At 75.5% G+C, this 20,480-nt stretch carries 26 protein-coding genes; 15 read left to right on the plus strand and 11 right to left on the minus strand.

Annotation, left to right across the window (positions count from 1 at the left end):
• Both JOD57_RS07480 and JOD57_RS07485 read left to right on the plus strand, forming a co-directional pair.
• On the plus strand, positions 1–183 hold the full coding sequence (locus JOD57_RS07480; RefSeq protein WP_204691301.1) for a DUF6104 family protein: 183 nt from the start codon (positions 1–3) through the stop codon (positions 181–183).
• Between the two features lie 121 nt (positions 184–304).
• Positions 305–1,018 carry a metal-dependent hydrolase gene (locus JOD57_RS07485; protein ID WP_204691302.1) on the plus strand — a complete coding sequence of 238 codons (714 nt, stop codon included), beginning with the start codon at positions 305–307 and terminating at the stop codon, positions 1,016–1,018.
• A 219-nt stretch (positions 1,019–1,237) separates the two neighbouring features.
• On the opposite strand, the gene JOD57_RS07490 is transcribed toward JOD57_RS07485, so the two are convergent.
• On the minus strand, positions 1,238–2,431 hold the full coding sequence (locus tag JOD57_RS07490; protein WP_204691303.1) for an NAD(P)-dependent malic enzyme: 1,194 nt from the start codon (positions 2,429–2,431) through the stop codon (positions 1,238–1,240).
• Positions 2,432–2,506: 75 nt separating this feature from the next.
• On the opposite strand from JOD57_RS07490, the gene JOD57_RS07495 reads away from it, so the two are divergent.
• On the plus strand, positions 2,507–3,112 hold the full coding sequence (locus JOD57_RS07495; RefSeq protein WP_204691304.1) for a dTDP-4-dehydrorhamnose 3,5-epimerase family protein: 606 nt from the start codon (positions 2,507–2,509) through the stop codon (positions 3,110–3,112).
• Here JOD57_RS07495 and JOD57_RS07500 read toward each other — a convergent pair.
• Positions 3,109–3,498 carry a S26 family signal peptidase gene (locus tag JOD57_RS07500; protein WP_307824542.1) on the minus strand — a complete coding sequence of 130 codons (390 nt, stop codon included), beginning with the start codon at positions 3,496–3,498 and terminating at the stop codon, positions 3,109–3,111. The genes JOD57_RS07495 and JOD57_RS07500 overlap by 4 nt on opposite strands.
• Before the next feature lie 51 nt (positions 3,499–3,549).
• Between JOD57_RS07500 and sodN the strand changes: the two genes are divergently transcribed.
• From sodN to JOD57_RS07530, 6 genes are all read left to right on the plus strand, one after another.
• Positions 3,550–3,954 (plus strand): superoxide dismutase, Ni, encoded by a 405-nt coding sequence (sodN, locus tag JOD57_RS07505; protein ID WP_443667580.1) that lies wholly within the window; start codon positions 3,550–3,552, stop codon positions 3,952–3,954.
• A gap of 166 nt (positions 3,955–4,120) precedes the next feature.
• Positions 4,121–4,534 (plus strand): VOC family protein, encoded by a 414-nt coding sequence (locus tag JOD57_RS07510; protein ID WP_204691305.1) that lies wholly within the window; start codon positions 4,121–4,123, stop codon positions 4,532–4,534.
• A 95-nt stretch (positions 4,535–4,629) separates the two neighbouring features.
• Positions 4,630–5,307 carry a phosphatidylserine decarboxylase gene (locus JOD57_RS07515; RefSeq protein WP_204691306.1) on the plus strand — a complete coding sequence of 226 codons (678 nt, stop codon included), beginning with the start codon at positions 4,630–4,632 and terminating at the stop codon, positions 5,305–5,307.
• Between the two features lie 9 nt (positions 5,308–5,316).
• Entirely contained in the window at positions 5,317–6,144 is an 828-nt protein-coding gene (pssA, locus tag JOD57_RS07520; protein WP_204691307.1) for a CDP-diacylglycerol--serine O-phosphatidyltransferase, read from the plus strand.
• A complete protein-coding gene (locus tag JOD57_RS07525) occupies positions 6,141–6,626 on the plus strand; it encodes a GNAT family N-acetyltransferase (protein ID WP_204691308.1) in 486 nt (161 codons plus the stop codon). Before pssA ends, JOD57_RS07525 begins: the two co-directional genes overlap by 4 nt.
• Positions 6,627–6,671: 45 nt before the next feature.
• Positions 6,672–7,454 (plus strand): HAD-IIA family hydrolase, encoded by a 783-nt coding sequence (locus tag JOD57_RS07530; RefSeq protein WP_204691309.1) that lies wholly within the window; start codon positions 6,672–6,674, stop codon positions 7,452–7,454.
• A 3-nt stretch (positions 7,455–7,457) separates the two neighbouring features.
• Here the strand turns inward: JOD57_RS07530 and JOD57_RS07535 are convergent, their stop codons facing one another.
• Entirely contained in the window at positions 7,458–7,931 is a 474-nt protein-coding gene (locus JOD57_RS07535; RefSeq protein ID WP_239568255.1) for a hypothetical protein, read from the minus strand.
• An 82-nt stretch (positions 7,932–8,013) separates the two neighbouring features.
• On the opposite strand from JOD57_RS07535, the gene JOD57_RS07540 reads away from it, so the two are divergent.
• Both JOD57_RS07540 and JOD57_RS07545 read left to right on the plus strand, forming a co-directional pair.
• Positions 8,014–9,036 (plus strand): diacylglycerol/lipid kinase family protein, encoded by a 1,023-nt coding sequence (locus JOD57_RS07540; protein WP_204691311.1) that lies wholly within the window; start codon positions 8,014–8,016, stop codon positions 9,034–9,036.
• A gap of 336 nt (positions 9,037–9,372) precedes the next feature.
• Positions 9,373–9,621, plus strand: a complete 249-nt coding sequence (locus JOD57_RS07545; protein WP_204691312.1) for a WhiB family transcriptional regulator — start codon at positions 9,373–9,375, stop codon at positions 9,619–9,621.
• 66 nt (positions 9,622–9,687) lie between these two features.
• Here JOD57_RS07545 and JOD57_RS07550 read toward each other — a convergent pair whose 3' ends face one another.
• Positions 9,688–11,187: a sensor histidine kinase gene (locus JOD57_RS07550; RefSeq protein ID WP_204691313.1), complete on the minus strand. Its 1,500-nt coding sequence runs from the start codon at positions 11,185–11,187 to the stop codon at positions 9,688–9,690.
• A 43-nt stretch (positions 11,188–11,230) separates the two neighbouring features.
• On the opposite strand from JOD57_RS07550, the gene JOD57_RS07555 reads away from it, so the two are divergent.
• Positions 11,231–11,737, plus strand: coding sequence for a GNAT family N-acetyltransferase (locus JOD57_RS07555; RefSeq protein ID WP_204691314.1), 507 nt, complete (start codon positions 11,231–11,233; stop codon positions 11,735–11,737).
• 243 nt (positions 11,738–11,980) lie between these two features.
• Here the strand turns inward: JOD57_RS07555 and JOD57_RS07560 are convergent, their stop codons facing one another.
• Positions 11,981–13,579 carry a WS/DGAT/MGAT family O-acyltransferase gene (locus JOD57_RS07560; RefSeq protein WP_204691315.1) on the minus strand — a complete coding sequence of 533 codons (1,599 nt, stop codon included), beginning with the start codon at positions 13,577–13,579 and terminating at the stop codon, positions 11,981–11,983.
• Between the two features lie 188 nt (positions 13,580–13,767).
• Between JOD57_RS07560 and JOD57_RS07565 the strand changes: the two genes are divergently transcribed.
• Entirely contained in the window at positions 13,768–14,559 is a 792-nt protein-coding gene (locus JOD57_RS07565) for an alpha/beta hydrolase family protein (RefSeq protein WP_204691316.1), read from the plus strand.
• A 56-nt stretch (positions 14,560–14,615) separates the two neighbouring features.
• Here JOD57_RS07565 and JOD57_RS07570 read toward each other — a convergent pair whose 3' ends face one another.
• Complete coding sequence (locus JOD57_RS07570; protein WP_204691317.1) at positions 14,616–14,840, minus strand: biotin/lipoyl-binding carrier protein; 225 nt, start codon at positions 14,838–14,840, stop codon at positions 14,616–14,618.
• Positions 14,841–14,948: 108 nt separating this feature from the next.
• Positions 14,949–15,998 carry a biotin carboxylase N-terminal domain-containing protein gene (locus JOD57_RS07575; protein WP_204691318.1) on the minus strand — a complete coding sequence of 350 codons (1,050 nt, stop codon included), beginning with the start codon at positions 15,996–15,998 and terminating at the stop codon, positions 14,949–14,951.
• Between the two features lie 175 nt (positions 15,999–16,173).
• On the opposite strand from JOD57_RS07575, the gene JOD57_RS27230 reads away from it, so the two are divergent.
• Positions 16,174–16,248: a 50S ribosomal protein bL37 gene (locus JOD57_RS27230; protein WP_099459150.1), complete on the plus strand. Its 75-nt coding sequence runs from the start codon at positions 16,174–16,176 to the stop codon at positions 16,246–16,248.
• Positions 16,249–16,373: 125 nt separating this feature from the next.
• Here the strand turns inward: JOD57_RS27230 and rsrA are convergent, their stop codons facing one another.
• The gene (gene rsrA / locus JOD57_RS07580; protein ID WP_204691319.1) at positions 16,374–16,703 is read right to left on the minus strand and encodes a mycothiol system anti-sigma-R factor; all 330 of its coding nucleotides are present in this window, start codon (positions 16,701–16,703) and stop codon (positions 16,374–16,376) included.
• Positions 16,700–17,416, minus strand: a complete 717-nt coding sequence (locus JOD57_RS07585) for a sigma-70 family RNA polymerase sigma factor (protein WP_307824543.1) — start codon at positions 17,414–17,416, stop codon at positions 16,700–16,702. Before JOD57_RS07585 ends, rsrA begins: the two co-directional genes overlap by 4 nt.
• Before the next feature lie 229 nt (positions 17,417–17,645).
• On the opposite strand from JOD57_RS07585, the gene ybaK reads away from it, so the two are divergent.
• Positions 17,646–18,119, plus strand: a complete 474-nt coding sequence (ybaK, locus tag JOD57_RS07590) for a Cys-tRNA(Pro) deacylase (RefSeq protein WP_204691320.1) — start codon at positions 17,646–17,648, stop codon at positions 18,117–18,119.
• A gap of 14 nt (positions 18,120–18,133) precedes the next feature.
• On the opposite strand, the gene JOD57_RS07595 is transcribed toward ybaK, so the two are convergent.
• Together JOD57_RS07595 and JOD57_RS07600 are read right to left on the minus strand one after the other, a co-directional pair.
• Positions 18,134–19,612 carry a fused MFS/spermidine synthase gene (locus JOD57_RS07595; protein WP_307824544.1) on the minus strand — a complete coding sequence of 493 codons (1,479 nt, stop codon included), beginning with the start codon at positions 19,610–19,612 and terminating at the stop codon, positions 18,134–18,136.
• Positions 19,613–19,699: 87 nt separating this feature from the next.
• Positions 19,700–20,446 carry an SOS response-associated peptidase gene (locus JOD57_RS07600; RefSeq protein WP_204691321.1) on the minus strand — a complete coding sequence of 249 codons (747 nt, stop codon included), beginning with the start codon at positions 20,444–20,446 and terminating at the stop codon, positions 19,700–19,702.
• Between the last annotated feature and the right edge of the window lie 34 nt (positions 20,447–20,480).

The raw sequence follows: 20,480 nt of genomic DNA on the forward strand, positions 1-20,480 counted from the left end.
GTGTACTTCACTGATCGTGGCCTGGAGGAGCTGGCCGGCCGGCGGGGCGAGGAGCAGGTGACCCTCGCCTGGCTGGCCGACCAGCTGCAGGCCTTCGTCGACCAGAACCCGGACTTCGAGGTGCCGATCGAGCGGCTGGCCACCTGGCTGGCGCGCGGCGGCACCGACGACGTCGACGAGTGAAGGACCCCCTCGCCCCAGCCCCTCGCACGCTCGGGGCCGGATCCTGCGAGGGGGCCACATCTCGTCGGCTCTCGGGGCGTGCCTGCACCAGCCAGTGGGCCGACGGCGGCACGCTGTGTCCGTGCTCGGTCACTCGCACGCCCTGTCCGGCCTCGCAGCGGGTGCGGCGACGCTCCCCTGGGCCCCGGTCCAGGGCACCGTCGCCCAGGTCGCCTGGGTCGCCGCCGCCGGCGGGTTCGCGATGCTGCCCGACCTCGACCACAGCGGCTCGACGGTCTCGGACATGTGGGGCCCGGCGACCGACGTCCCGTCCGGAGCGGTCGGCCGGCTGGCCGGCGGGCACCGCTGGGGCACCCACGACGCGCTGCTCGCGCCGGTCGCCTTCGGCGCGCTGGCGCTGGCCGCGGCGAACCTGTTCTGGTCGAGCCTGCTGGTGATGGCGCTGGCCATCGGGCTGGCGCTGCGGGCGCTGCACTTCGTCATCCCGGGCCGGGCGGAGAACACCGTCGTCGGCAACCTGGTGCTGTCCTGGGGCGGGGCCTGGCTGCTGCTCGCGCACACGCCCCAGCCGACGTGGCTGCCGTGGGCGGTCGCGCTGGGCGTCCTCACGCACGTCGCCGGTGACCTGGTCACCAAGCAGGGCGTGCCGGTCCCGCTGCTCTGGCTGCTGCGCCGCCGGCGGCTGGCCCTGACCCCCATGCGCACCGGGACGACGCTGGAGAAGGCGGTGCTGGCGCCGCTGTTCCTCGGCGTCGCGCTCTGGTTCGTCTACGCCAACACCGGCGCCCGCGACGTCCTCGACCCCTACCTGCAGGCCCTGCGCGACCTCGGCTAGGCCGGGCCCGGTCCGTCACAGCGGTGTGCGCGTCGGTCGCCAGGTGCTGGCCCGGGCTCGCACGCCGGCGGGAGCCGGTGCCGGTCGGCTGACCACGGTGGGAGGCGTGACCTGCAGCGTCGTGCGCCCACGGCGCACTTCGGTCTCCAGGACGAGCCCTCGGCGCACAGCACCGCAGGCGTCGGAGGCCACGGCCGCCGACCCCTCGGCACACCGCTGTCAGACGGTGACGTCCTCCGCGCGGGCGCAGGCGCCGACGGCCTCGGCGACCGCGGTCGCCACCCGCCGGTCGAGCGGGCTCGGGACGATGTAGCCCGCCGCGAGGTCCTCGCCCACGACGCCGGCGATCGCCTCGGCCGCCGCGATCTTCATCTGCTCGGTGATCGCCGTGGCACCGGCGTCGATGGCGCCGCGGAAGACCCCCGGGAAGGCCAGCACGTTGTTGATCTGGTTGGGCAGGTCGCTGCGCCCGGTGGCCACCACCGCCGCGTACCGCGCCGCCATCACGGGGTCGACCTCGGGCGTGGGGTTGGCCAGGGAGAAGACGATGCACTGCGGCGCCATCGCGGCGATCGCCGCCTCCGGCACCGAGCCGCCCGACAGGCCGAGGTAGACGTCGGCCCCCTCCAGCGCGCCGACCATCGTGCCCGCGTAGCCCACCCGGTTGGTGTTGTCGGCGACCCACTGCTTGACCGGCGTGAGGTCGTCGCGGCCGGCGTGGATGACGCCCCGGGAGTCGGCGACGGCGAGGTCGCCCACCCCGGCCTCCAGCAGGATCTTGGTGCACGCGATGCCGGCCGCGCCCGCACCGGCCACGACGACCCGCAGGTCCCCGAGCCCACGGCCGGTCACCCGCGCGGCGTTGCGCAGCGCGGCCAGGACGACGATCGCCGTCCCGTGCTGGTCGTCGTGCATGACCGGGATGTCGAGCAGCTCGCGCAGCCGCTCCTCGATCTCGAAGCAGCGGGGCGCGCTGATGTCCTCGAGGTTGATGCCACCGAAGGACGGCGCGATCGCGACGACCGTCTCGACGATCCGGTCGACGTCGGTGGTCGAGAGCACCACCGGCACGGCCGACAGCCCGGCGAACTCGCTGAACAGGCAGGCCTTGCCCTCCATGACCGGCAGGGCCGCGGACGGGCCGATGTCGCCCAGCCCCAGGACGGCGGTGCCGTCGGAGACCACGGCCACCACGCGCGGCGCCCAGGTGAACCGGCGGGCCAGCTCGGGCTCGGCGGCGATGGCGCTGGAGACGCGGGCGACACCCGGGGTGTAGGTCAGCGCGAGGTCCTCGCGCGACTCGATCCCGCGGGTCGGCCGGACGGTGAGCTTGCCGCCCTCGTGGACGGCGAACGCCGGGTCCTGTGCGAAGCGGTCGGCCCTGTCCCCGGTGGAGCCCGTCTCTGCGCCCATGGGACCTGGAGGGTAGTCCTGTGCCCCTGGTCGCCGCCCGGCGCGACGGCGGCCGCCCTCGCTACCGTGCCGCCCGTGGAGATCCGCCAGCTCGCCGTGCCGGACAGCTACGTGCTCGACCTGGTGCCCCACGGCGACGACCGCGGCCGCTTCACCGAGTGGTACCGCGCCGACGTCCTCGCCGCCGCCACCGGGTGGGTCCTGCCGCTGGCGCAGGCCAACCACAGCGTGTCGGCCCGCGGGGTGCTGCGCGGCCTGCACTTCGCGCTCGTGCCGCCCGGCCAGGCCAAGTACGTCTACTGCCCGGCGGGCCGGGTGCTCGACGTCGTCGTCGACGTCCGGGTCGGCTCGCCGACGTTCGGCGCCTCCGACGCCGTCCTGCTCGACGCCGAGCGGCCCCGCGCGGTCTTCCTCGCCGAGGGGCTCGGGCACGCCTTCCTCGCCCTGGAGGACCGCTCCTCGGTGACCTACCTCGTCTCCACGGGGTGGTCCCCCGGCCGCGAGTTCGGCGTCTCGCCGCTGGACCCGGAGCTCGACCTGCCGTGGCCGGCCGACGTCGACGTGCGGATGTCGGACAAGGACCGGGCGGCGCCGACGCTGGCGCAGGCGCGCGAGGAGGGCCTGCTGCCGACGATGGAGCGGTGCGCCGCCCGCTACGCGCAGCTGCGCGCCGGCGCCTAGGACCCCCCGGGGTCGGCCGGGGCCGGCCCCAATCGCCCGGGGCGCGGGCGCAGCCGGGCGACGACGCGGCCGACGGCGACCGCGGGCCCGTAGGCGCGGCTGTCGTCGGTGACCAGCGGGTTGTCGCCGCGGACGTCCACCGCCCCGCCGTCGAGCACCCGCGCCACCCGCTTGACCACGAGCAGGTCGGGACGGGACGGGAAACGGGCCAGGACGACGTCGCCCGGCCGCGCCGTCCCGGGTCGCAGCCGGCGCACGAGCAGCCGGTCACCGTGCCGCACGGTCGGCGTCATGGACGGACCGCTGACGCGGGCCAGGACCCAGGCCGAGGGCAGGGGCGGCACCGGGGACGAGCCGGCTCGCTCGGACGTGTCGGGCCTGATCACCGCGAGTAGGGTCGCAGACGACCAGATCTCGCGACATCCGGAGGTAGTGACGTGCTGTTCAGCCGCATGTTCTCCGCCGTGGAGGCCACCGCGCACTGCGACCTCCCCTGCGGCGTGTACGACCCGGCCCAGGCCCGCATCGAGGCGGAGTCCGTCAAGGCCATCCAGGAGAAGTACCAGGGCAACGAGGACCCGGTGTTCCGGATGCGCTGCGTCCTGATCAAGGAGCAGCGCGCCGACCTCGTCAAGCACCACCTGTGGGTGCTGTGGACCGACTACTTCAAGCCCCCGCACTTCGAGAAGTACCCGCAGCTGCACGAGCTGTTCAACAAGGCCACCAAGCAGGCCGGTGCGGCGGGCGGCAAGGGCAGCATGGACCCCGCCGAGGGCCAGAAGCTGCTCGACCACATCGCCGAGATCGACAGGATCTTCTGGGAGACCAAGGCCGCGGCCTGAACGAGGGCCTCCCTGCAGGCAGGGAGGGGCCACACAGCGGACGGCTGCGGCCGGCGGGCACCTCGGTGCCCGCCGGCCGCAGCCGTCCGCGCACCCCGCGATGAGTTCCGGCGCGCCGTCCGGTCTGCACCGCGACTCCCGCACCTCACCTCCCCGAGGAGACCCGATGGCCGTCCGGCTCAACCCCTACCTGCACTTCTCCGGCAACGCCCGCGAGGCGATGGAGCTCTACCGCTCGGTCTTCGGCGGCCACCTCGACGTCATGACCTTCGGTGACGTGGGCGGGGGTGGCGACGAGTACCCCACCGACGGCGTCATGCACGCCTCCCTGCGCACCGAGCACGGCCTGGAGCTCATGGCCTCCGACGGCCACGACCCGGACGCCGGCGGCCCGGACAAGGTGTCCCTGTCGCTGTCCGGCGACGACCTGCCGACCCTCACCCGCTGGTTCGAGGCCCTGGCCGAGGGCGGGAAGGTCGACGTCCCGCTGGAGAAGCAGGTGTGGGGCGACACCTTCGGTCAGGTCACCGACCGCTTCGGCATGCGCTGGCTGGTCAACGTCGCGACCCCCACCGGCTGAGGCGAGGGCCCCGCTGCACCCGCAGCGGGGCCGGGCCGCCGGCCCCGTGCCGGCGGCCGCTGGCGCCGACTGCGGCCCGGTACCGTCTGACCTCGATGCGTATCGACCCGGCCGGGTGGCCGTTCATCACCGGGCCCCTGGCGCCCGCCGCACTCCTCGCCACCGGCGGACGGGCCGCCGGACGCCGCGGCCTGCGACTGGCCGCCTGGCCGTTGCTGGCCCTGTCGGCCTACATGGTCCTGTTCTTCCGCGACCCCCAGCGGTCGTGCGACCGCGAGCAGCCACCGGCCGACGTCGTCCTCTCCCCCGCCGACGGGATGGTCATGGTCGCCGGCGAGCCGCAGGAGGGGGTCGCCCCCGAGCCCGCGCCCGAGGGCGGCTGGCAGCAGGTGAGCGTGTTCCTCTCCGTGGTCGACGTGCACGTCAACCGCTCGCCCTACCGCGGCGAGGTCGTGGAGAGCTCCTACCGCAAGGGCAGCTTCCTGGCGGCCTACCGGGCGGAGTCGGCGCACCGCAACGAGCGCAGCGAGCTGTGGCTGCGCGACGGCGAGCGCACCGTCGTCTTCCGCCAGCTGGTGGGCGTGCTGGCCCGCCGCATCGTCACCCGCACCGGCGTCGGGCAGCGCCTGGCCACCGGTGAGCGGTTCGGGCTGATGAAGTTCGGCTCGCGGATGGACGTCTTCCTCCCGTCCGAGTGCACGCTGACCGTGCGCAGGGGCCAGCGCGTGCGCGGCGGCGAGACCGTCATCGCCCGCTGGCCCGCCGCGGGCTGAGGGGTCCCGGTGCCCAGTTCGGCCTCCGGCTCCGGCCGGCCCCAGACCCGGCGCACGGCCACGGTGGAGTTCGTCCGGGGCTCGGTCCGCGGCTCGCGCCGCCGGGCCCTGGCGACCCTCCCCAGCCTGTTCACGCTGGGCAACATGATGTGCGGCTTCGGCGCCATCCTGGTGTCCATCCGCGGCCAGTACACCCTCGCCGCGGTGCTCATCGGCCTGTCGGTGCTCTTCGACATCACCGACGGCGCGGTGGCCCGGCTGGTGGGCGCGGTGAGCTCCTTCGGCCTGCAGTTCGACTCGCTGGCCGACCTGGTGTCCTTCGGCCTGGCGCCGGCCGTGGTCGCCTTCACGCTGTTCTCCGAGGGCCGCGACGAGTTCGACGCCCTCGGCTGGGTGGTCTGCTTCCTCTGGCTGGCCTGCGCGGCGATCCGGCTGGCCCGGTTCAACACCACCATCGACCCGACGGCGGACAAGCGGTACTTCACCGGCATGCCCAGCCCCGGCGCGGCCGGCGTCGTCCTGGCCTCGGTGTTCGCCTTCGGCGACCAGATGCAGGGCCGCGACCGGCTGTGGGTGCTGCTGATCGTGGCGGTGCCGGCGCTGCTCATGGTCAGCACCGTCCGGTTCCGCTCGTTCCGGTCGCTGGTGAGCCCGAAGAGCGGGCGCCCGTACGGCCTGGTGGCCGCCGCGGTGGCGCTGGTCGTCGGCTTCGCCACCGTCCCGGTGGTGACCGGCTGCGTGCTGGCCTACGGCTACCTGCTGGCGCCGGTGCTGGTGCCGGCCCTGTCCCCCCTGGCCCGGCTGGTGCCGGCCCGCGTCCGGGAGGTCCTCACGTGACCGTGCGCCCGGTCGAGCCCGGCGACGTCGCGGCCGTGGTCGGCCTGGTGCGCGAGCTGGCCGAGTACGAGCGGGCGGCGCACGAGGTGCGGCTGACCGAGGAGCAGCTGACCGCCGCCCTGTTCGGGGACTCCCCGGCGCTCTTCGGCCACGTCGCGCTCGGCCCCGGCGGGGACGTCGTCGGGATGGCGCTGTGGTTCCTCACCTTCTCCACCTGGCGCGGCACGCACGGCATCCACCTCGAGGACCTCTACGTGCAGCCGCAGCACCGCGGCACGGGGCTCGGCCGGGAGCTGCTGCGGACGCTCGCGGTCACCTGCGTGGCGCGCGGCCACAGCCGCCTGGAGTGGTCGGTGCTCGACTGGAACACCCCGTCGATCGAGTTCTACCGGGCGGCCGGCGCCGTCCCGATGGACGAGTGGACGGTCTTCCGGCTCACCGACCAGGCACTCTCCGCCTTCGCCGCCGACCGCCGTCCCTGACCGCCCGTCCGACGCGCAGCGCGCCGGTACGGCAGGGTGGGCGGCGTGAGCACCGAGCGCGGCCCGGCCGAGTGCTGGCTGACCGACATGGACGGCGTCCTCGTGCACGAGGGGCAGGCCCTGCCCGGAGCCGCCGACTTCCTCGCCCGGCTGGTCGACACGGGACGGCGCTTCCTCGTCCTCACCAACAACTCGATCTTCACCCCGCGCGACCTGGCCGCGCGGCTGTCCCGCTCGGGCCTGCAGGTGCCCGAGCAGTCGATCTGGACCTCGGCGCTGGCGACGGCGGACTTCCTCGCCAACCAGCTGCCCGGCGGCTCGGCCTACGTGATCGGTGAGGCCGGCCTGACCACGGCGCTGCACGAGGCCGGGTACACGCTCACGGACACCGACCCGGACTACGTCGTCCTGGGCGAGACCCGCACCTACTCGTTCGAGGCGATCACGCGGGCCATCCGGCTGATCGGCTCGGGGGCGCGGTTCATCGCCACCAACCCCGACGTCACCGGGCCCTCGCCGGAGGGGCCGCTGCCGGCCACCGGCTCGGTCGCCGCGATGATCACGGAGGCCACCGGCGCCAAGCCCTACTTCGTCGGCAAGCCCAACCCGATGATGTTCCGCAGCGCCATGAACCGGATCCAGGCGCACTCGGAGAGCACGGTGATGATCGGCGACCGCATGGACACCGACGTCGTCGCCGGCATCGAGGCGGGCCTGGAGACGATCCTGGTGCTCACCGGGTCGACGGCGGCCGCCGACGTGGCGCGCTTCCCGTTCCGGCCCAGCCGGGTGCTGGCCTCGATCGCCGACGTCGTCGACCTGGTCTGATGTTCAGCGCTCGGAGAAGGCCAGCCGCGCCTCGGGCGTCGCCAGCAGGTAGAGCTCGGTGACCGCGAGGACGATCAGGGGAACGCCGAGCAGCGGCTGGCCGCCGGTGAACGCGGTGCTGTAGCCGAACAGGCCCAGCAGGATCTGCAGGACGACGACCGGCCCGCGGGCCCACGACGCCACCCGCCGCAACCCCGCGGCGGCCACCGCCAGCGCGACCCCGAACAGCCCGACGTAGACGACCTCGGCCAGCGCGCGGCCGACGCTGTCGGGGGAGCTGGTGAGCGTGAGCCACAGGACGACCAGCGCCGCGCCGAGCAGCAGCGCGGCCTCGACCGCGGCCACCAGCGCCGCCCGGCGGACGGCCACCGGCGCCTCCGGCCCGGGAGCGCGGGGCGGGCGGGTCGAGGGCTGGGCGGCTCCGCCGAAGAGCCGCTCGGCCCGGCTGGGGCGCCGTGCCCCGTCCTCCTCCGTCACACCAGCGAGGCTACGCGTCACCGGTCACGCCAGGACCGTCCGTGCCGGTCAGCGGCCGGTGGCGCTGGCTAGCCTGACCGGCATGCGCGCGCTCGTGGTGGCCAACCCCGCGGCCACGACGACGACCGGCCGGGTGCGCGACGTCCTCCTGGGGGCCCTGTCCAGCGAGCTGAAGGTGGACCTCGCCGAGACCACCCGCCGCGGTCACGCCCGCGAGCTGGGCCGGCAGGCGCTGGCCGACGGGGTCGACGTCGTCGTCGCCCTCGGCGGGGACGGCACCGTCAACGAGGTGGTCAACGGGCTGCTGTCCACGGGCCCGGGCCCGGACGTCCCCACGCTGGCGGTCGTCCCCGGCGGCTCGACCAACGTCTTCTCCCGCGCGCTGGGGCGCTCCCGCGACCCCGTCGAGGCCACCGGGGAGATCCTCGCGTCGCTGCGCGCCGGGCGGACGCGGCGGATCTCGCTCGGCACCGCCAGCGCCACGGGCACCAGCAGCGCCACGGTGGACGGCGGTGACCCGGCGGTCACCGCCGCCGTCGCCGTCGCCGACGCCGCGGCCGACGGGGGCTGGACCGCCCCGCGATGGTTCGTCTTCGCCGCGGGCATGGGCTTCGACGCCGACGTCATCGCCCGCGTCGAGGCGCAGCGCTCCCGCGGCCGCCGCTCCACCGGGCCGCTCTACGTCCGGGAGGCCACCCGCACCTTCGTGCTCGGCCGCGAACGCCGCCGTCCGGCCATGACGCTGGCGCTGCCGGGCGAGGCCGACCTCGACGGGCTCTTCCTCTGCCTGGTGTCGAACGTGAGCCCGTGGACCTACCTGGGGACCCGGCCGGTCAACCCGAGCCCCGAGGCCTCCTTCGACGCCGACCTCGACGTCTTCGCCCTGGGCCGCACGGGCGTCCTGCGGATGCTGCACCACTCGCGGCAGGTCCTGGCCCGCCGTCCCGACGCCCGCGGTCGCGGGGTGCACCGGCGGCACTCCCTCGCCGAGCTGACCCTGACGGCCTCCCGGCCGCAGGGCTGGCAGCTCGACGGCGACCACCTCGGGACGGCGACCGGACTGCACGTGCGGTCGGTGCCGGCGGCCCTCTCCGTCATCGCCTGATGGAGGACCCCGTCCTCGCCGCGGGACCCCGCCGGGGAGGGCCGCCGCGGGCTCCTCAGACACGCCCGGCGGGCCGTGTCAACCACCGCGGCGGTGTCGAGTGGCGTCCCTAGCACGCCCGTGGTGAGGTTGCTCACGAGGGGTCGACCCAGGACCTCCGTGCGCTTGACACGCTGTCCTCAGGTGAAAACATCGCGAGAGGAACGCAACCTGCCGGTAACAAGCGGTGGGTGGTCGCTGGAACGAGGCGCTGGGGAACCGGTGTCGCCTGCGCGAGCGGCCCGACGTCAGCGATCTGCAGCATCGACCGTAGCCGACACCGAGGAGTACACCGACATGGACTGGCGCCACCGCGCGCTCTGCCGGGACGAGGACCCGGAGCTGTTCTTCCCCATCGGGACGACCGGCCCCGCCCTCGTGCAGATCGAGCAGGCCAAGGCGGTGTGTGGTCGCTGTTCGGTCGTCCAGTCCTGTCTGGACTGGGCGCTGAGCGCAGGCCAGGACTCCGGCGTCTGGGGTGGGTTGTCCGAGGACGAGCGGCGTGCGCTCAAGCGCCGCCAGTCCCGCGCCCGCATCCGCGCCTGAGCAACCGCACCACCGCACCCACGAGGCCGGTCCCCCACGGGGATCGGCCTCGTGGCGTGCCGGCGCCTAGCGGCGGGGACGGCCGGCGCCGGGGACGTCGAGGACGACCTCGGTGCCCGGGCGTCCGGGGCCGGGCGGCTCGGCCGGTGCCGCCATGTGCAGGGAGCCGCCGAGCTCGCTCGTGACCAGCGTCCGCACGATCTGCAGGCCCAGGCCGTCGCTGGCCGCCGCGTCGAACCCCTCCGGCAGTCCCTGGCCGTCGTCGCGCACGCGCACCACCAGGTCGTCGCCGTCCCGCTCGGCCACCAGCTCGATGGAGCCGGGCGGGCCGTCGGCCGGGAAGGCGTGCTCGGCGGCGTTGTGCAGCAGCTCGGTGACCGCCATGACCAGCGGCGTCGCCGTGGCCGCGGGCAGCTCGCCGAACGCGCCGACCCGCCGCGTGCGGGCGGCCGGGCCGATCGAGGTGAGGTCGCCGAGCATCGGCAGCACCTGGTCGAGCACGTCGTCGACGTCGACGACGTCCTCCCGGCTGCCGGCCAGCGTCTCGTGCACGACGGCGATGGAGGCCACCCGGCGCACCGACTCCTCCAGCGCCGCCCGCGCTGCCGGCTCGGTCATCCGCCGGGCCTGCAGCCGCAGCAGCGCGGCCACGGTCTGCAGGTTGTTCTTCACCCGGTGGTGGATCTCCCGGATGGTGGCGTCCTTGGTCAGCAGCGCCCGGTCTCGGCTGCGCAGGTCGGTGACGTCGCGGACCAGCACCAGCGCGCCCTCCTCGGCGCCGGGGGGCTGCAACGGCAGCGCCCGCACCAGCAGCGTGGCGCTGTCGCCTTCGACGTCCGTCGGGTCGGGGAACCGGCCGGCCACCGCCGCGGCGATCCCCGCCGCGACCGCCTCCCCGGCCACCCGGTCGGCGGCCGCCGCGCGCGTCAGCCGCGCCAGGTCGGCGCCGACGAGGTCGCCGGTCACCCCGAGCCGCCGGTAGGCCGACAGGGCGTTGGGGCTGGCGTAGACGGCGCGGCCGGTGCCGTCCAGGCGCACCAGCCCGTCACCCACGCGCGGGCCCATCTCGCCGCCGAGCAGCTTCTCCGGCGGGAAGGTGCCGGCCGAGACCATGAGGCAGAGGTCGGCGGCGATGTCGAGGTAGGTCAGCTCCAGCGTCGACGGCGAGCGCGTCACCGCCAGGTTGGTGTCCTTGGCCAGCACCGCGACGACGACGCCGTCGTGCCGCACCGGGATGACCTCGCGGCGGCGGGGGTTGGTGCCCGACCAGTCCGGGTCGCCCTCCGTGACCGGCCGGCCCTCGCGGTGCGCCACCCGGAACGGGTCGGCCTCGGGGCCCTCGACCTCGCTGCCGACGAGGTCCTCTGGCTGGCTGGTCGGGGCGGTGAGCGGGCGCACCTGCGCGACGCACCACCACGCGCCGGTGCGCAGCGGCACCCACAGCGTGAGGTCGGCGAAGGCCAGGTCGGCCAGCAGCTGCCAGTCGGCCACCAGGCGCCGGGCGTGGTCGACCTGGGACGGCGCGGTCGCCGAGCCACGGTGCAGGCGTTCGGAGAGGGTGCTCATCGTGTCCGAGGGTAGGGCGGCCGCCCTCCTAGTCTGGGCAGTCGTGGCCCTCCCCTCCCCCGCTCCGCCGCCCGTGACCGTCGAGGACGCCGTCCCCGCCGACTTCCCGCGCATCGCGGCGCTCACCGTCGGCGTCTACCGCGACGAGCAGCTGGCCTCCGAGCAGTACCTGGGGCAGCTGGCCGACGTCGAGGGGCGGGCCGGGCGGTCCACGCTGCTCGTGGCGCGCGAGGGCGGGCACGTGGTGGGCGCGGTCGCCCTGGTCCTCGCCGGGGACTTCGGCGAGGTGACCGCCTCCCCGGACGAGGCGGCGTTCCGCATGCTCGTGGTCGACCCGGCGGCGCGCGGCCGGGGTGTCGGCGAGCTGCTGGTGCGCGTGTGCCTCGAGCGGGCGCGCGCGGCCGGCCTGCGGCGGATGGTGCTGTCGACCGACCCGCGGATGACCGCGGCGCACCGGCTCTACGACCGGCTGGGGTTCACCCGGCTGCCGGAGCGGGACTGGTCACCGGTCCCCGGCGTCGACCTCGTGGTCTACGCGCTCGAGCTCTGACAGCGGTGTGCGCGTTGGTTGCCAGGTGCCGGCCCGGGCTCGCACGCCGGCGGGCGCTGGTGCCGGTCGGCTGACCACGGTGGGCGGCGTGACCTGCAGCACCGTGCGCCCACGGCTCATCTCGGTCTCCAGGACGAGCCCTCGGCGCACACCACCGCCGGCGCCGGAGGCCACGGCCGCCGACCAAGCGGCACACCGCTGTGAGCCGCAGGCGGGGACCCCGCGGTCGCCGCACCGGCGCCGTCAGGCCTGCGCGCCGCCGGGCGGCCGGCCTCGTGTGCGCGCCGCGCCGTCGCGCGACCGGGACGGCCGGCGGCGCGCGGGAGCGGCGGGCTCGGCGGCGGGCTGGGCGGCGGGCGTCGCGACGCCCGCCGCGGTGGCGAGTGCGTCGAGGTCGTCGAGGACGTCGCCGAGCAGCACGTCGACGTCCGGCAGCAGCTCGGCGCACGAGACCAGACCCCAGTCGAGGCGGTCGAGGTAGCTCTGCACCGTGATGTTGAGGCCCTGCCCCTCGACGATCGTCGAGACCGGGTAGTAGTGCTCGAGCCGCGCGCCCGCGGCGTAGAGCGGCGTGCGCGGGCCGGGCACGTTGGAGATGACGAGGTTGCCCGGTGTCAGCCGTGAGCCCAGGCGCAGCCGGGCGCTCAGCCGCATGGCCCGCGCGAAGACGGCCGGCGGCGGGAACTCGGCGAAGTCGGTGAGCCGGTCGGCGGGCAGCGCCGAGAAGAGCTCCTTGCTGCTGGCCATCGCCTCGTGCACGCGCTGGACGCGCCGGACCGGATCGGGCTCGTCCGTGGGCAGGACGGCCGAGAGCATCGACACCCGGTTGGTCCAGCGGTCGGTCTCCTCCCCCGTCCGCACCGAGACCGGCACGAGCGCCACGAGCGGGTCCGTCGGCAGCGCACCGCGCCGGTCGAGCCAGGTGCGCAGGCCGCCGGCGCACGCGGCCATGACGACGTCGTTGACGGTGGCGCCCAGCGCCGACTTCACCTGCTTGACCACGTCGAGCGACGTCGAGCGGATGGCGAGCTTGCGGTGCGGGGTGATCGGCCCGTTGAACGGCGTGCGCGGGGGCCGGACGCTCGGCAGGGGCGGGGGCTGGTCGGGCTCCTCGGGGCGGGAGCGACCGACGTTGAGCACGGTGCCGAGCGGGCCGCGCAGGCTGCGGCGGACCTCGTTGGCGGTCCGGACCAGCACGGGGTTGCGGGTCGCCCGGCCGATCTCCCGGGCGGTCCAGGCGGCGAGCAGGACCCCGCGCGCCGGCTTGCGGGCCAGGCCGAGCGCGCCGCGCGCCAGCATCTCGAGGTCGCCGGGCGGACGCTCGGGCGCCCACGGTTCGGTCTCGGTCGGCACGGTGCCGCCCTCGGGCCGGTCGTCGAGCATCAGCGTCATCAGCTCGACGCCCGAGGCGCCGTCGATGGTGGCGTGGTGGACGATCGTCAGCACGGCGAAGCGGCGGTCGGCCAGGCCCTCGATGACGTAGGAGAGCCACAGCGGCTTGCGGCGGTCCAGGGGCCGGGAGACCAGCCGTCCGGCCAGCACCGCGAGCTGGTCGTCGGTGCCGGGCGGCGGGACGGCCGTGTGCCGGACGTGGAAGTCGAGGTCGAAGGCCGGGTCGGCCACCCAGTACGGGTGGTCCAGGCCCAGCGGGACCTCGGCCAGGCGGCGGCGCAGCGGCTCGAGGAGGTGCAGCCGCTGCTGCAGCTGCGCCCGCCAGGCGTCGTAGGGCCGGTAGTCGGGGTCGTCCGGGCGGGAGTAGACCGACAGGCTCGAGACGTGACCGAACTGCGCGGACGTCTCGAGGTGGAGGAACGTCGCGTCCAGTCCCGACAGCTGCTTCACGGTCCCTGCCCTCCTGGGTCGGCGGCGAGGGCTGCGGCGCCCGGCGACCGCCCCGGACCCGACCCGCGTGACCCCCGGGGTGTGGCGCAGTGTGCCAGGGGTCACACTCCTCCGGGCGGGCGACCACTGCGGTCCCGGCGGTCGGTGCCCGTGCCGCCCCGGTCACGGAACGGAGACGAGGACGAGACATGCGCACCCCAGCGCCGCCCCACCGGACGTCCGACGAGGGAGCCCCGCCGTGGATCGGCGCCTCGCCCGTGGCCGCGCTGCTCGCCGCGCAGCGGCCGTGGCGCGAGGCGGCCGCCCTCCTGCGCTCCCCGGTGTGGCGCGGTCACGGCGTCCCGGACGGCGGCGGCCTGCCGGTGCTGCTCGTGCCCGGTTTCCTGGCCGGCGACCCGTCGCTGTCGCTGATGGAGCGCTGGCTGCGGGCCCGGGGCTACCGGACGTGCACGTCGCAGATCCGCGTCAACGTCGACTGCACCCGCCTGGCGGTCGAGCGCCTGGAGCGCCGCCTGGTCGAGTTCACCGACAGGGCGGGGCGGCCCGCGGTGATCGTCGGCCAGAGCCGCGGCGGGCTGTTCGCCAAGCTGATGGCGATGCGCCGGCCCGAGCACGTCGGCGGGATCGTCACCCTGGGCAGCCCGAACGTCGACCACATGGCGATCAACCCGCTGGTGGCCGCACAGGTCCGGCTGGTCGCCGCGCTGGGGAGCGCGGGCGTGCCCGGCATGTTCCACGACGACTGCCTGCAGGGGACGTGCGCCGGCGAGCTCGCCGAGTGGCTGGACCGGCCGTTCCCCGCGCACGTCCCCTACGTCTCGGTGTACTCGCGCAGCGACTGGGTCGTCGACTGGCACGCGTGCGTGGACCCGGACGCCGACAACGTCCAGGTCGACTCCAGCCACGTCGGCATGAGCGTCCACCCGGAGGTCTACCGACTGCTCGGGGAGCGGCTGGCCGCCCTGTCCGGACGGCGCTGACCGCGGCCGGGGCCGACCGGCTGCGGGGGAGGTCTGGGGACCCGGGCGGACGCGGCTCAGCCGTCGACGACGGTGGCGATGAGGTCGCCCTCCTGGAGCACCTCGCCCTCGACCACGTGCAGCTCCTGCACCACGCCGGCGAGCTCGGTGAGGACGGGGATCTCCATCTTCATCGACTCGAGGATCACCAGCGTGTCCCCGGCGGCGACCTCGGTCCCGGGCGCGACCAGGACCCGCCAGACGCTGGAGACCATCTCGGCGTGGATCTCCTCGACCGCCACGCGCACCCCCCTCGCCGCTCCGGAGCTCCCATCCAAGCAGGCGGCGCGCCCCCCGGCCCCGTCCCGGGTCCCGCCCCGAGCGTGTGAGAGGTGGGGAGGACCGGTCCTTCAGCTCCCCGGGGCGGGGTCCCCGTCGGCGAGCCGTTCGAGCACCGCGCACACCTCGGCGCCGTCGTGCGGGACCCCGGCCTCGGGCAGGTCGGCGAGGGTCGCGCCGGCGGCGCGGGCGGCGGTGGCGACGTCGACCGCCCCGGCGCTCACCGTGGCCAGCAGCGCGTCGTACCAGCCGTCGAGACGGTCGCCGGGGTCGTAGCCGCTGACCGCCACCACCTCGGTCTGACCGGTGGTGCCGCGCAACCGGCCCGAGAGCGGCAGCCGGCCGGTCACCCGGCCGGCCCGCCCGGGCGGCAGCGTGGCGCGCAGCTGGACGGCGACGGCGGCGCGCGGCGGGTGCTCCTCGCGGGTCCGGCGGCGCGGTGCGCGCTCCCCGGCGGCTGCGGCCAGCGCCAGGTCGACGGCGTCGACGCGGTGCGCCCGCTCGAGGACCGACATGTCGAGGGAGAAGCCGGCCGCGACCTCGCCGAGCTCGCCGTCCTCGGCGACGCCGACGGTGACCAGCCCGCGCCAGCCCACCTCGGCCAGCCGCTTGGCCCCCGGCGGGAGCTCACCACCCGGGTCGGGCGTCCAGGAGACGCGGGCGATGCCGGCGGCGCGGTCACGGGCCACCGGGGTGGCGTACTGCAGCCCGTCGTCGGTGACCAGGGCGAGCAGGCCGTGCTCGCTGGCCGGCTCCACGCCGTCGCCGCCGAGCCGCTCCAGGACCTCGGCCGGCGGGCCGACCCAGGTCAGCCCGGCGGCGGTCACCTCGCCGGCCAGGGCGGCGTTGCCGGCGAGGGCCGGCGGCACGGGCAGGACGGCGGCCGCGCCGCTGCGGCGGGCGGCCTCGACGATCCGGTCGACGGCGAGGTAGGACTCCGCGGCCGGGGCCGGGCCCAGCAGCACCGCGTCGTCGGCCAGCCGCACGTGCCGGGCCGACCGCTCGGCCTCGGAGTAGACGGCCACCGCCTTGACGTCGAGGCGGGAGCAGGCAGCGACCACCGCGCAGGCAGCGGGCCCCCGCCCCGCCACGAGCACGCTCTCGATCCCGTGCTGGGCCACGTCCGCCCGTCCTCCCGTCGGTGCCGGGGTCGGCTCCCCCGGCCTCCCTGCATGGTGCTCCTCGGGACCGACGCCCGCCGCACCGGCCGGAGGTCCCTCCCCCGGCTGTGGGACCCTGGACGCAGACCCGGCGGTCCCCGCCGACCGACCCGACGACGAGGAGAGGAGGGCAGCGATGTCCAAGCGTGGACGCAAGCGGCGCTCCCGCAAGGGGAGCAAGGCCAACCACGGCAAGCGCCCCAACGCCTGAGGAAGGACCCCCCTCGCCCCCCGCCACTCGCTGGCTCGCGGCGGGACCCTGCACGGGGGCCGACAGCACGACGCCCCGCTCCGGGTCTCCGGGGCGGGGCGTCGTCGTTCGTCCGGGGAGTGGCCTCAGGTGTCGGCGGACCCGTCGGTCCGCACGACCTCGGTGCTCAGCTGCTCGACGCTGACGTGGGTGCCGTCCTCCTCGAAGGAGACGGTGGTCAGCTGCAGCTTGATGCGGTCCTTGAGGCCCAGCGGCGGCTTGTCACCGCCGCAGCGGCGACGGACGAGCGCCTTGAACTCCTGCTCGATGCCGAACTGCCGCAGGCACGACGAGCAGTCCTCCAGGTGCTCGGCGATGACGGCGCGGCGGGCGTCGTCGGTCTCGTGGTCGAGGAACTCGAAGACGTGCGTCAGGACGTCGTCGCACGAGGAGGCGTGCTCGTGGTCGGCGCTCACGACCCGGCCCCCTCTCCGGCGCCGGCGCGGACGAAGCCGCGCTCGCGGGCGTAGTCGGCCAGCAGCTTCTGCAGGCCCCGCCGGCCGCGGTGCAGCCGGGACATCACCGTGCCGATGGGCGTGCCCATGATCTCGGCGATCTCCTTGTAGGCGAACCCCTCGACGTCGGCGAGGTAGACCGCCAGCCGGAAGTCCTCGGGCAGCTGCTGCAGGGCGTCCTTGATGTCGGAGTCCGGCAGGTGGTCCAGCGCCTCGATCTCGGCCGAGCGCAGGCCGCTGGAGCTGTGCTCCTCGGCGGCGTACAGCTGCCAGTCCTGCACCTGGTCGGTGGGGTACTGCTGCGGCTGCCGCTGCTTCTTGCGGTAGCTGTTGATGTAGGTGTTGGTCAGGATCCGGTACAGCCAGGCCTTGAGGTTGGTGCCCTCGGCGAACTGGTGGAACGCGGAGTAGGCCTTGACGAACGTCTCCTGGACGAGGTCCTCGGCGTCGGCGGGGTTGCGGGTCATGCGCAGCGCTGCCGGGTAGAGCTGGTCGAGGTAGGGCAGCGCGTCGCGCTCGAAGCGGGCATCGCGCTCGGCACGGGTCTCAGCGACCTCGGTGCGGCTGCCGCCCTCGCGGGCCTCGGGGACGTCCACCGGAGCCCCGACGGCCCGCTCCTGGGGGGTCTCGACGGGCTCGACGGCGGGGCTCCCGCCCGCGGACTCCTCAGGCACCGACCGTCCTCTCTGCGGCACCCGGAGGCGGGCGACCACATCGGACGATCCTAGTCGCGTGGCGTCGGGACGGCCCGGGGGCCGCCGGTGCGGAGCGCGGGTCCGCGCGCTCGAGACGGTGCTGCTCACGGCCGGTCCAACCGCACGGACGGCGGCCGGCATTCCCCGGGTGGGGGCCGCCACGGAACGCGGCGGTGCGGGCCCGGTGCCGCCGCTACGCTGCCGGCCCGTGGCGGCGACCCCGGCGGTGCGGGCCCTGGAGCGCGCGGAGGTGGCGCACACCCTGCACCCCTACGACCCCGAGCACCCGGACGACCAGGGCCACGGCGAGGCGGCGGTGGCCGCGCTCGGCGCCGATCCGCGCCAGGTGTTCAAGACGCTGGTCACCCGCGTCGACGGCGTCCTCACCGTGGCCGTCGTCCCGGTCAGCCGCAGCCTCGACCTCAAGGCGCTGGCCGCGGCGGCCGGCGGGCGGAAGGCGGCCATGGCCGACCCCGCCGACGCCGAGCGCACCACCGGCTACGTGCTCGGCGGGATCAGCCCGCTCGGTCAGCGGAAGGCGCTGCCGACGGTGGTCGACGAGTCGGCGCTCGGCTTCACGACGGTCATGGTCAGCGCCGGCCGGCGCGGGCTGCAGGTGGAGCTGCCGCCGGCGGACCTGGTGCGCCTCACCCGCGCGCGCACCGCCCTGATCGCCCGCTGACGGCCCAGGGCCGACTACGAGCCGGGGGCGCCGTAGGGCGTGAGCAGCTGGTCGACGGGCGCGGCGTCGTCGGTGAGCACCTGCGCGTCGCCGGCGAGCGTGGCCACCTCGTCCTCCGGGGCGACCTGCCAGGTCGAGTCCTGGGCAGCCAGCGCCCCGGCCAGGACGTCGGGGTCCAGCGGCCGGGAGGAGGCGACGGCGACCAGGTTGCCGCCATCCTCCCCCGCCAGGACCGGCGCCCGGGCCAGCAGCAGCACGTGCGGCCACACCTCGCGCATCGTGGCGAGCTCGGCACGGACGAAGGACAGCGGCGGGTGGTCGATGAGGTTGGCGACGTAGACGCCGTCGTCGGTGAGCGCCCGGTCCACCAGCTCCAGCGCCTCCACGGTGGTCAGCTGCCAGGGCACCGACAGCCCCCCGAAGGCGTCGCCGACGACGAGGTCGCGCTCCCCCGCCGGCTCGGCGGCCAGCCCCACGCGGGCGTCGCCGACCCGCACCTGCAGGTCCTCCGACGTCGCCAGGCCCAGCTGCTCGCGGTCGATCTCCACGACGCCGGGGTCGACCTCGAGGACCCGGCTGGTGGTGCCGGGGCGGACCTCGGTGAGGTAGCGCGGCACGGTCAGCCCGCCGCCACCCAGGTGCAGCGCCGACAGCGGCGCGCCGGCCGGGGCGAGGACGTCGGTGACCGCGGCGATGGCCCGCACGTACTCGAACTCCAGGTACGTCGGGTCGGCGAGGTCGACGTAGCTGTGCCGCAGCGTGTCGAGCAGCAGCACCCGGCCGGTGTCGCGCTCGGGGTCGGCGACGACGCGGGCGCAGTGGTAGGCCGTCTCCTCCTCGCAGGGCGTCGGCGCGACCGCGGCCAGCAGCGACCCCCCGACGGCGAGCAGCAGCAGCGCGGTGGGGACCCGGCCGGCCCCGCCGGGCGAGCGGCGCAGCAGGACCGCCACGGCGACACCCGCGACGACGGTGACCAGCCCGGTGCCCACGAGGATGCCGCTGCTGGGGAACACCGCGATCAGCAGGAACCCGGTGACGAAGGTGGCCGCGATGCCACCGAGGGTGCCGATGCCCGACAGCCGCCCCACGACCGAGCCGGTCTCGGCCAGGCTGCCCAGCTGCAGCTTGACCACCATCGGCGGCACGGCCGACAGCAGCGCCGCGGGGACGACGACGGCGACGGCGGCCAGCAGCAGCACGCTGCCGGCGTCGGCACCGGTGAGGAAGGACCCGGCGAAGCGGACCAGCGGCAGGACGGCGACCACGAGCGCGCCACCGGCCACCAGCAGGGGCGCGATCAGCTGCCGCGGGTCGCGGCGGTCCGCGGTGGCGCCGCCGGCCCAGGCGCCGATCGCGATCGCGGCCAGCGCGAACCCGATGACCGCGGTGTTGGTCTGCAGCGTGATGCCGACGTAGGGCGCGATGAGCCGCAGCCCGACGATCTCCAGCACCAGCACCGCGCCGGAGGCCAGGAAGGTGACGCCGGCGGCCACCCAGCCGGGCAGCGCGCCCGCCGCGGCCGGCGGGGTGGTCCCGCCGGGTCCGGCGGTCGTCGTGCGCTCGCTCAGGGGACGCTCCCGTCAGAAGAGCGCCGGCTGGTCGGCGGGGGCGCTGGTGCCCTCCACCCGGGTCAGCAGCTCGGCGCCGTTGTTGCGGACGTTGTTCACCGCGGTGCCCACCGGGCGCAGCTCGAGGGCCTCGACCAGCTCCGGCGGCGTGGGTGCGGCCAGCGTCTCGACGTCGTCGCGGGCGGGGTCGAGCCAGTCGGCCCAGCGCTCGCGCGGCAGCACCAGCGGCATGCGGTCGTGGATCTCGGTGAGCGCGCCGGTGGCCGGGGCGGTGACCACCGTGCAGGTGTAGAGGCGGTCCTCGCCCTTGCCCCACACCTCGTACAGCCCGGCCATGGCCAGCACCGACCCGTCGGCCGGGGTGATGAAGAAGGGCTGCTTGCCCGGGGAGTCGAGCCGCTTCTGCCACTCGTACCAGCCGTCGGCCGGGACCAGGCAGCGGCGGGAGCGGGCCGCCGCGCGGAAGGCGGGCTTCTCGGTCAGGGACTCCACGCGGGCGTTGAGCAGCCGGTTGCCGACCGAGACGTCCTTGGCCCACGAGGGCACCAGCCCCCAGCGGACGCCGCGCAGCTCGCGGTGCCCGGCGCCGGTGGGGCTGCCCTCGGGATCGCGCTCGCGCTTGGTGCGGACGACGTACACGTCCTTGGTCGGCGCGACGTTGTAGTCGGCCGGCAGGGGCTGCTGGCCCTCCGCGGGCACCGCCTCGAACTCGACCACGAGGTCCTCGGGGCGGCGGCTGGCGGCGTAACGACCGCACATGGCGGTTCCTCCCGGCTGCGTGGGTCCGGACGAG

Origin of the sequence: Geodermatophilus bullaregiensis (assembly GCF_016907675.1) — a bacterium.
In the GTDB taxonomy this organism is placed as follows: Bacteria; Actinomycetota; Actinomycetes; order Mycobacteriales; family Geodermatophilaceae; genus Geodermatophilus; species Geodermatophilus bullaregiensis.

Coding starts and splice junctions, on each gene's coding strand:
- JOD57_RS07490 (WP_204691303.1), bottom strand. CDS start 2,431: ATGGGCGCAGAGACGGGCTCCACCGGGGACAGGGCCGACCGCTTCGCA.
- JOD57_RS07510 (WP_204691305.1), top strand. CDS start 4,121: ATGGCCGTCCGGCTCAACCCCTACCTGCACTTCTCCGGCAACGCCCGC.
- JOD57_RS07515 (WP_204691306.1), top strand. CDS start 4,630: ATGCGTATCGACCCGGCCGGGTGGCCGTTCATCACCGGGCCCCTGGCG.
- JOD57_RS07540 (WP_204691311.1), top strand. CDS start 8,014: ATGCGCGCGCTCGTGGTGGCCAACCCCGCGGCCACGACGACGACCGGC.
- JOD57_RS07545 (WP_204691312.1), top strand. CDS start 9,373: ATGGACTGGCGCCACCGCGCGCTCTGCCGGGACGAGGACCCGGAGCTG.
- JOD57_RS07550 (WP_204691313.1), bottom strand. CDS start 11,187: ATGAGCACCCTCTCCGAACGCCTGCACCGTGGCTCGGCGACCGCGCCG.
- JOD57_RS07565 (WP_204691316.1), top strand. CDS start 13,768: ATGCGCACCCCAGCGCCGCCCCACCGGACGTCCGACGAGGGAGCCCCG.
- JOD57_RS07600 (WP_204691321.1), bottom strand. CDS start 20,446: ATGTGCGGTCGTTACGCCGCCAGCCGCCGCCCCGAGGACCTCGTGGTC.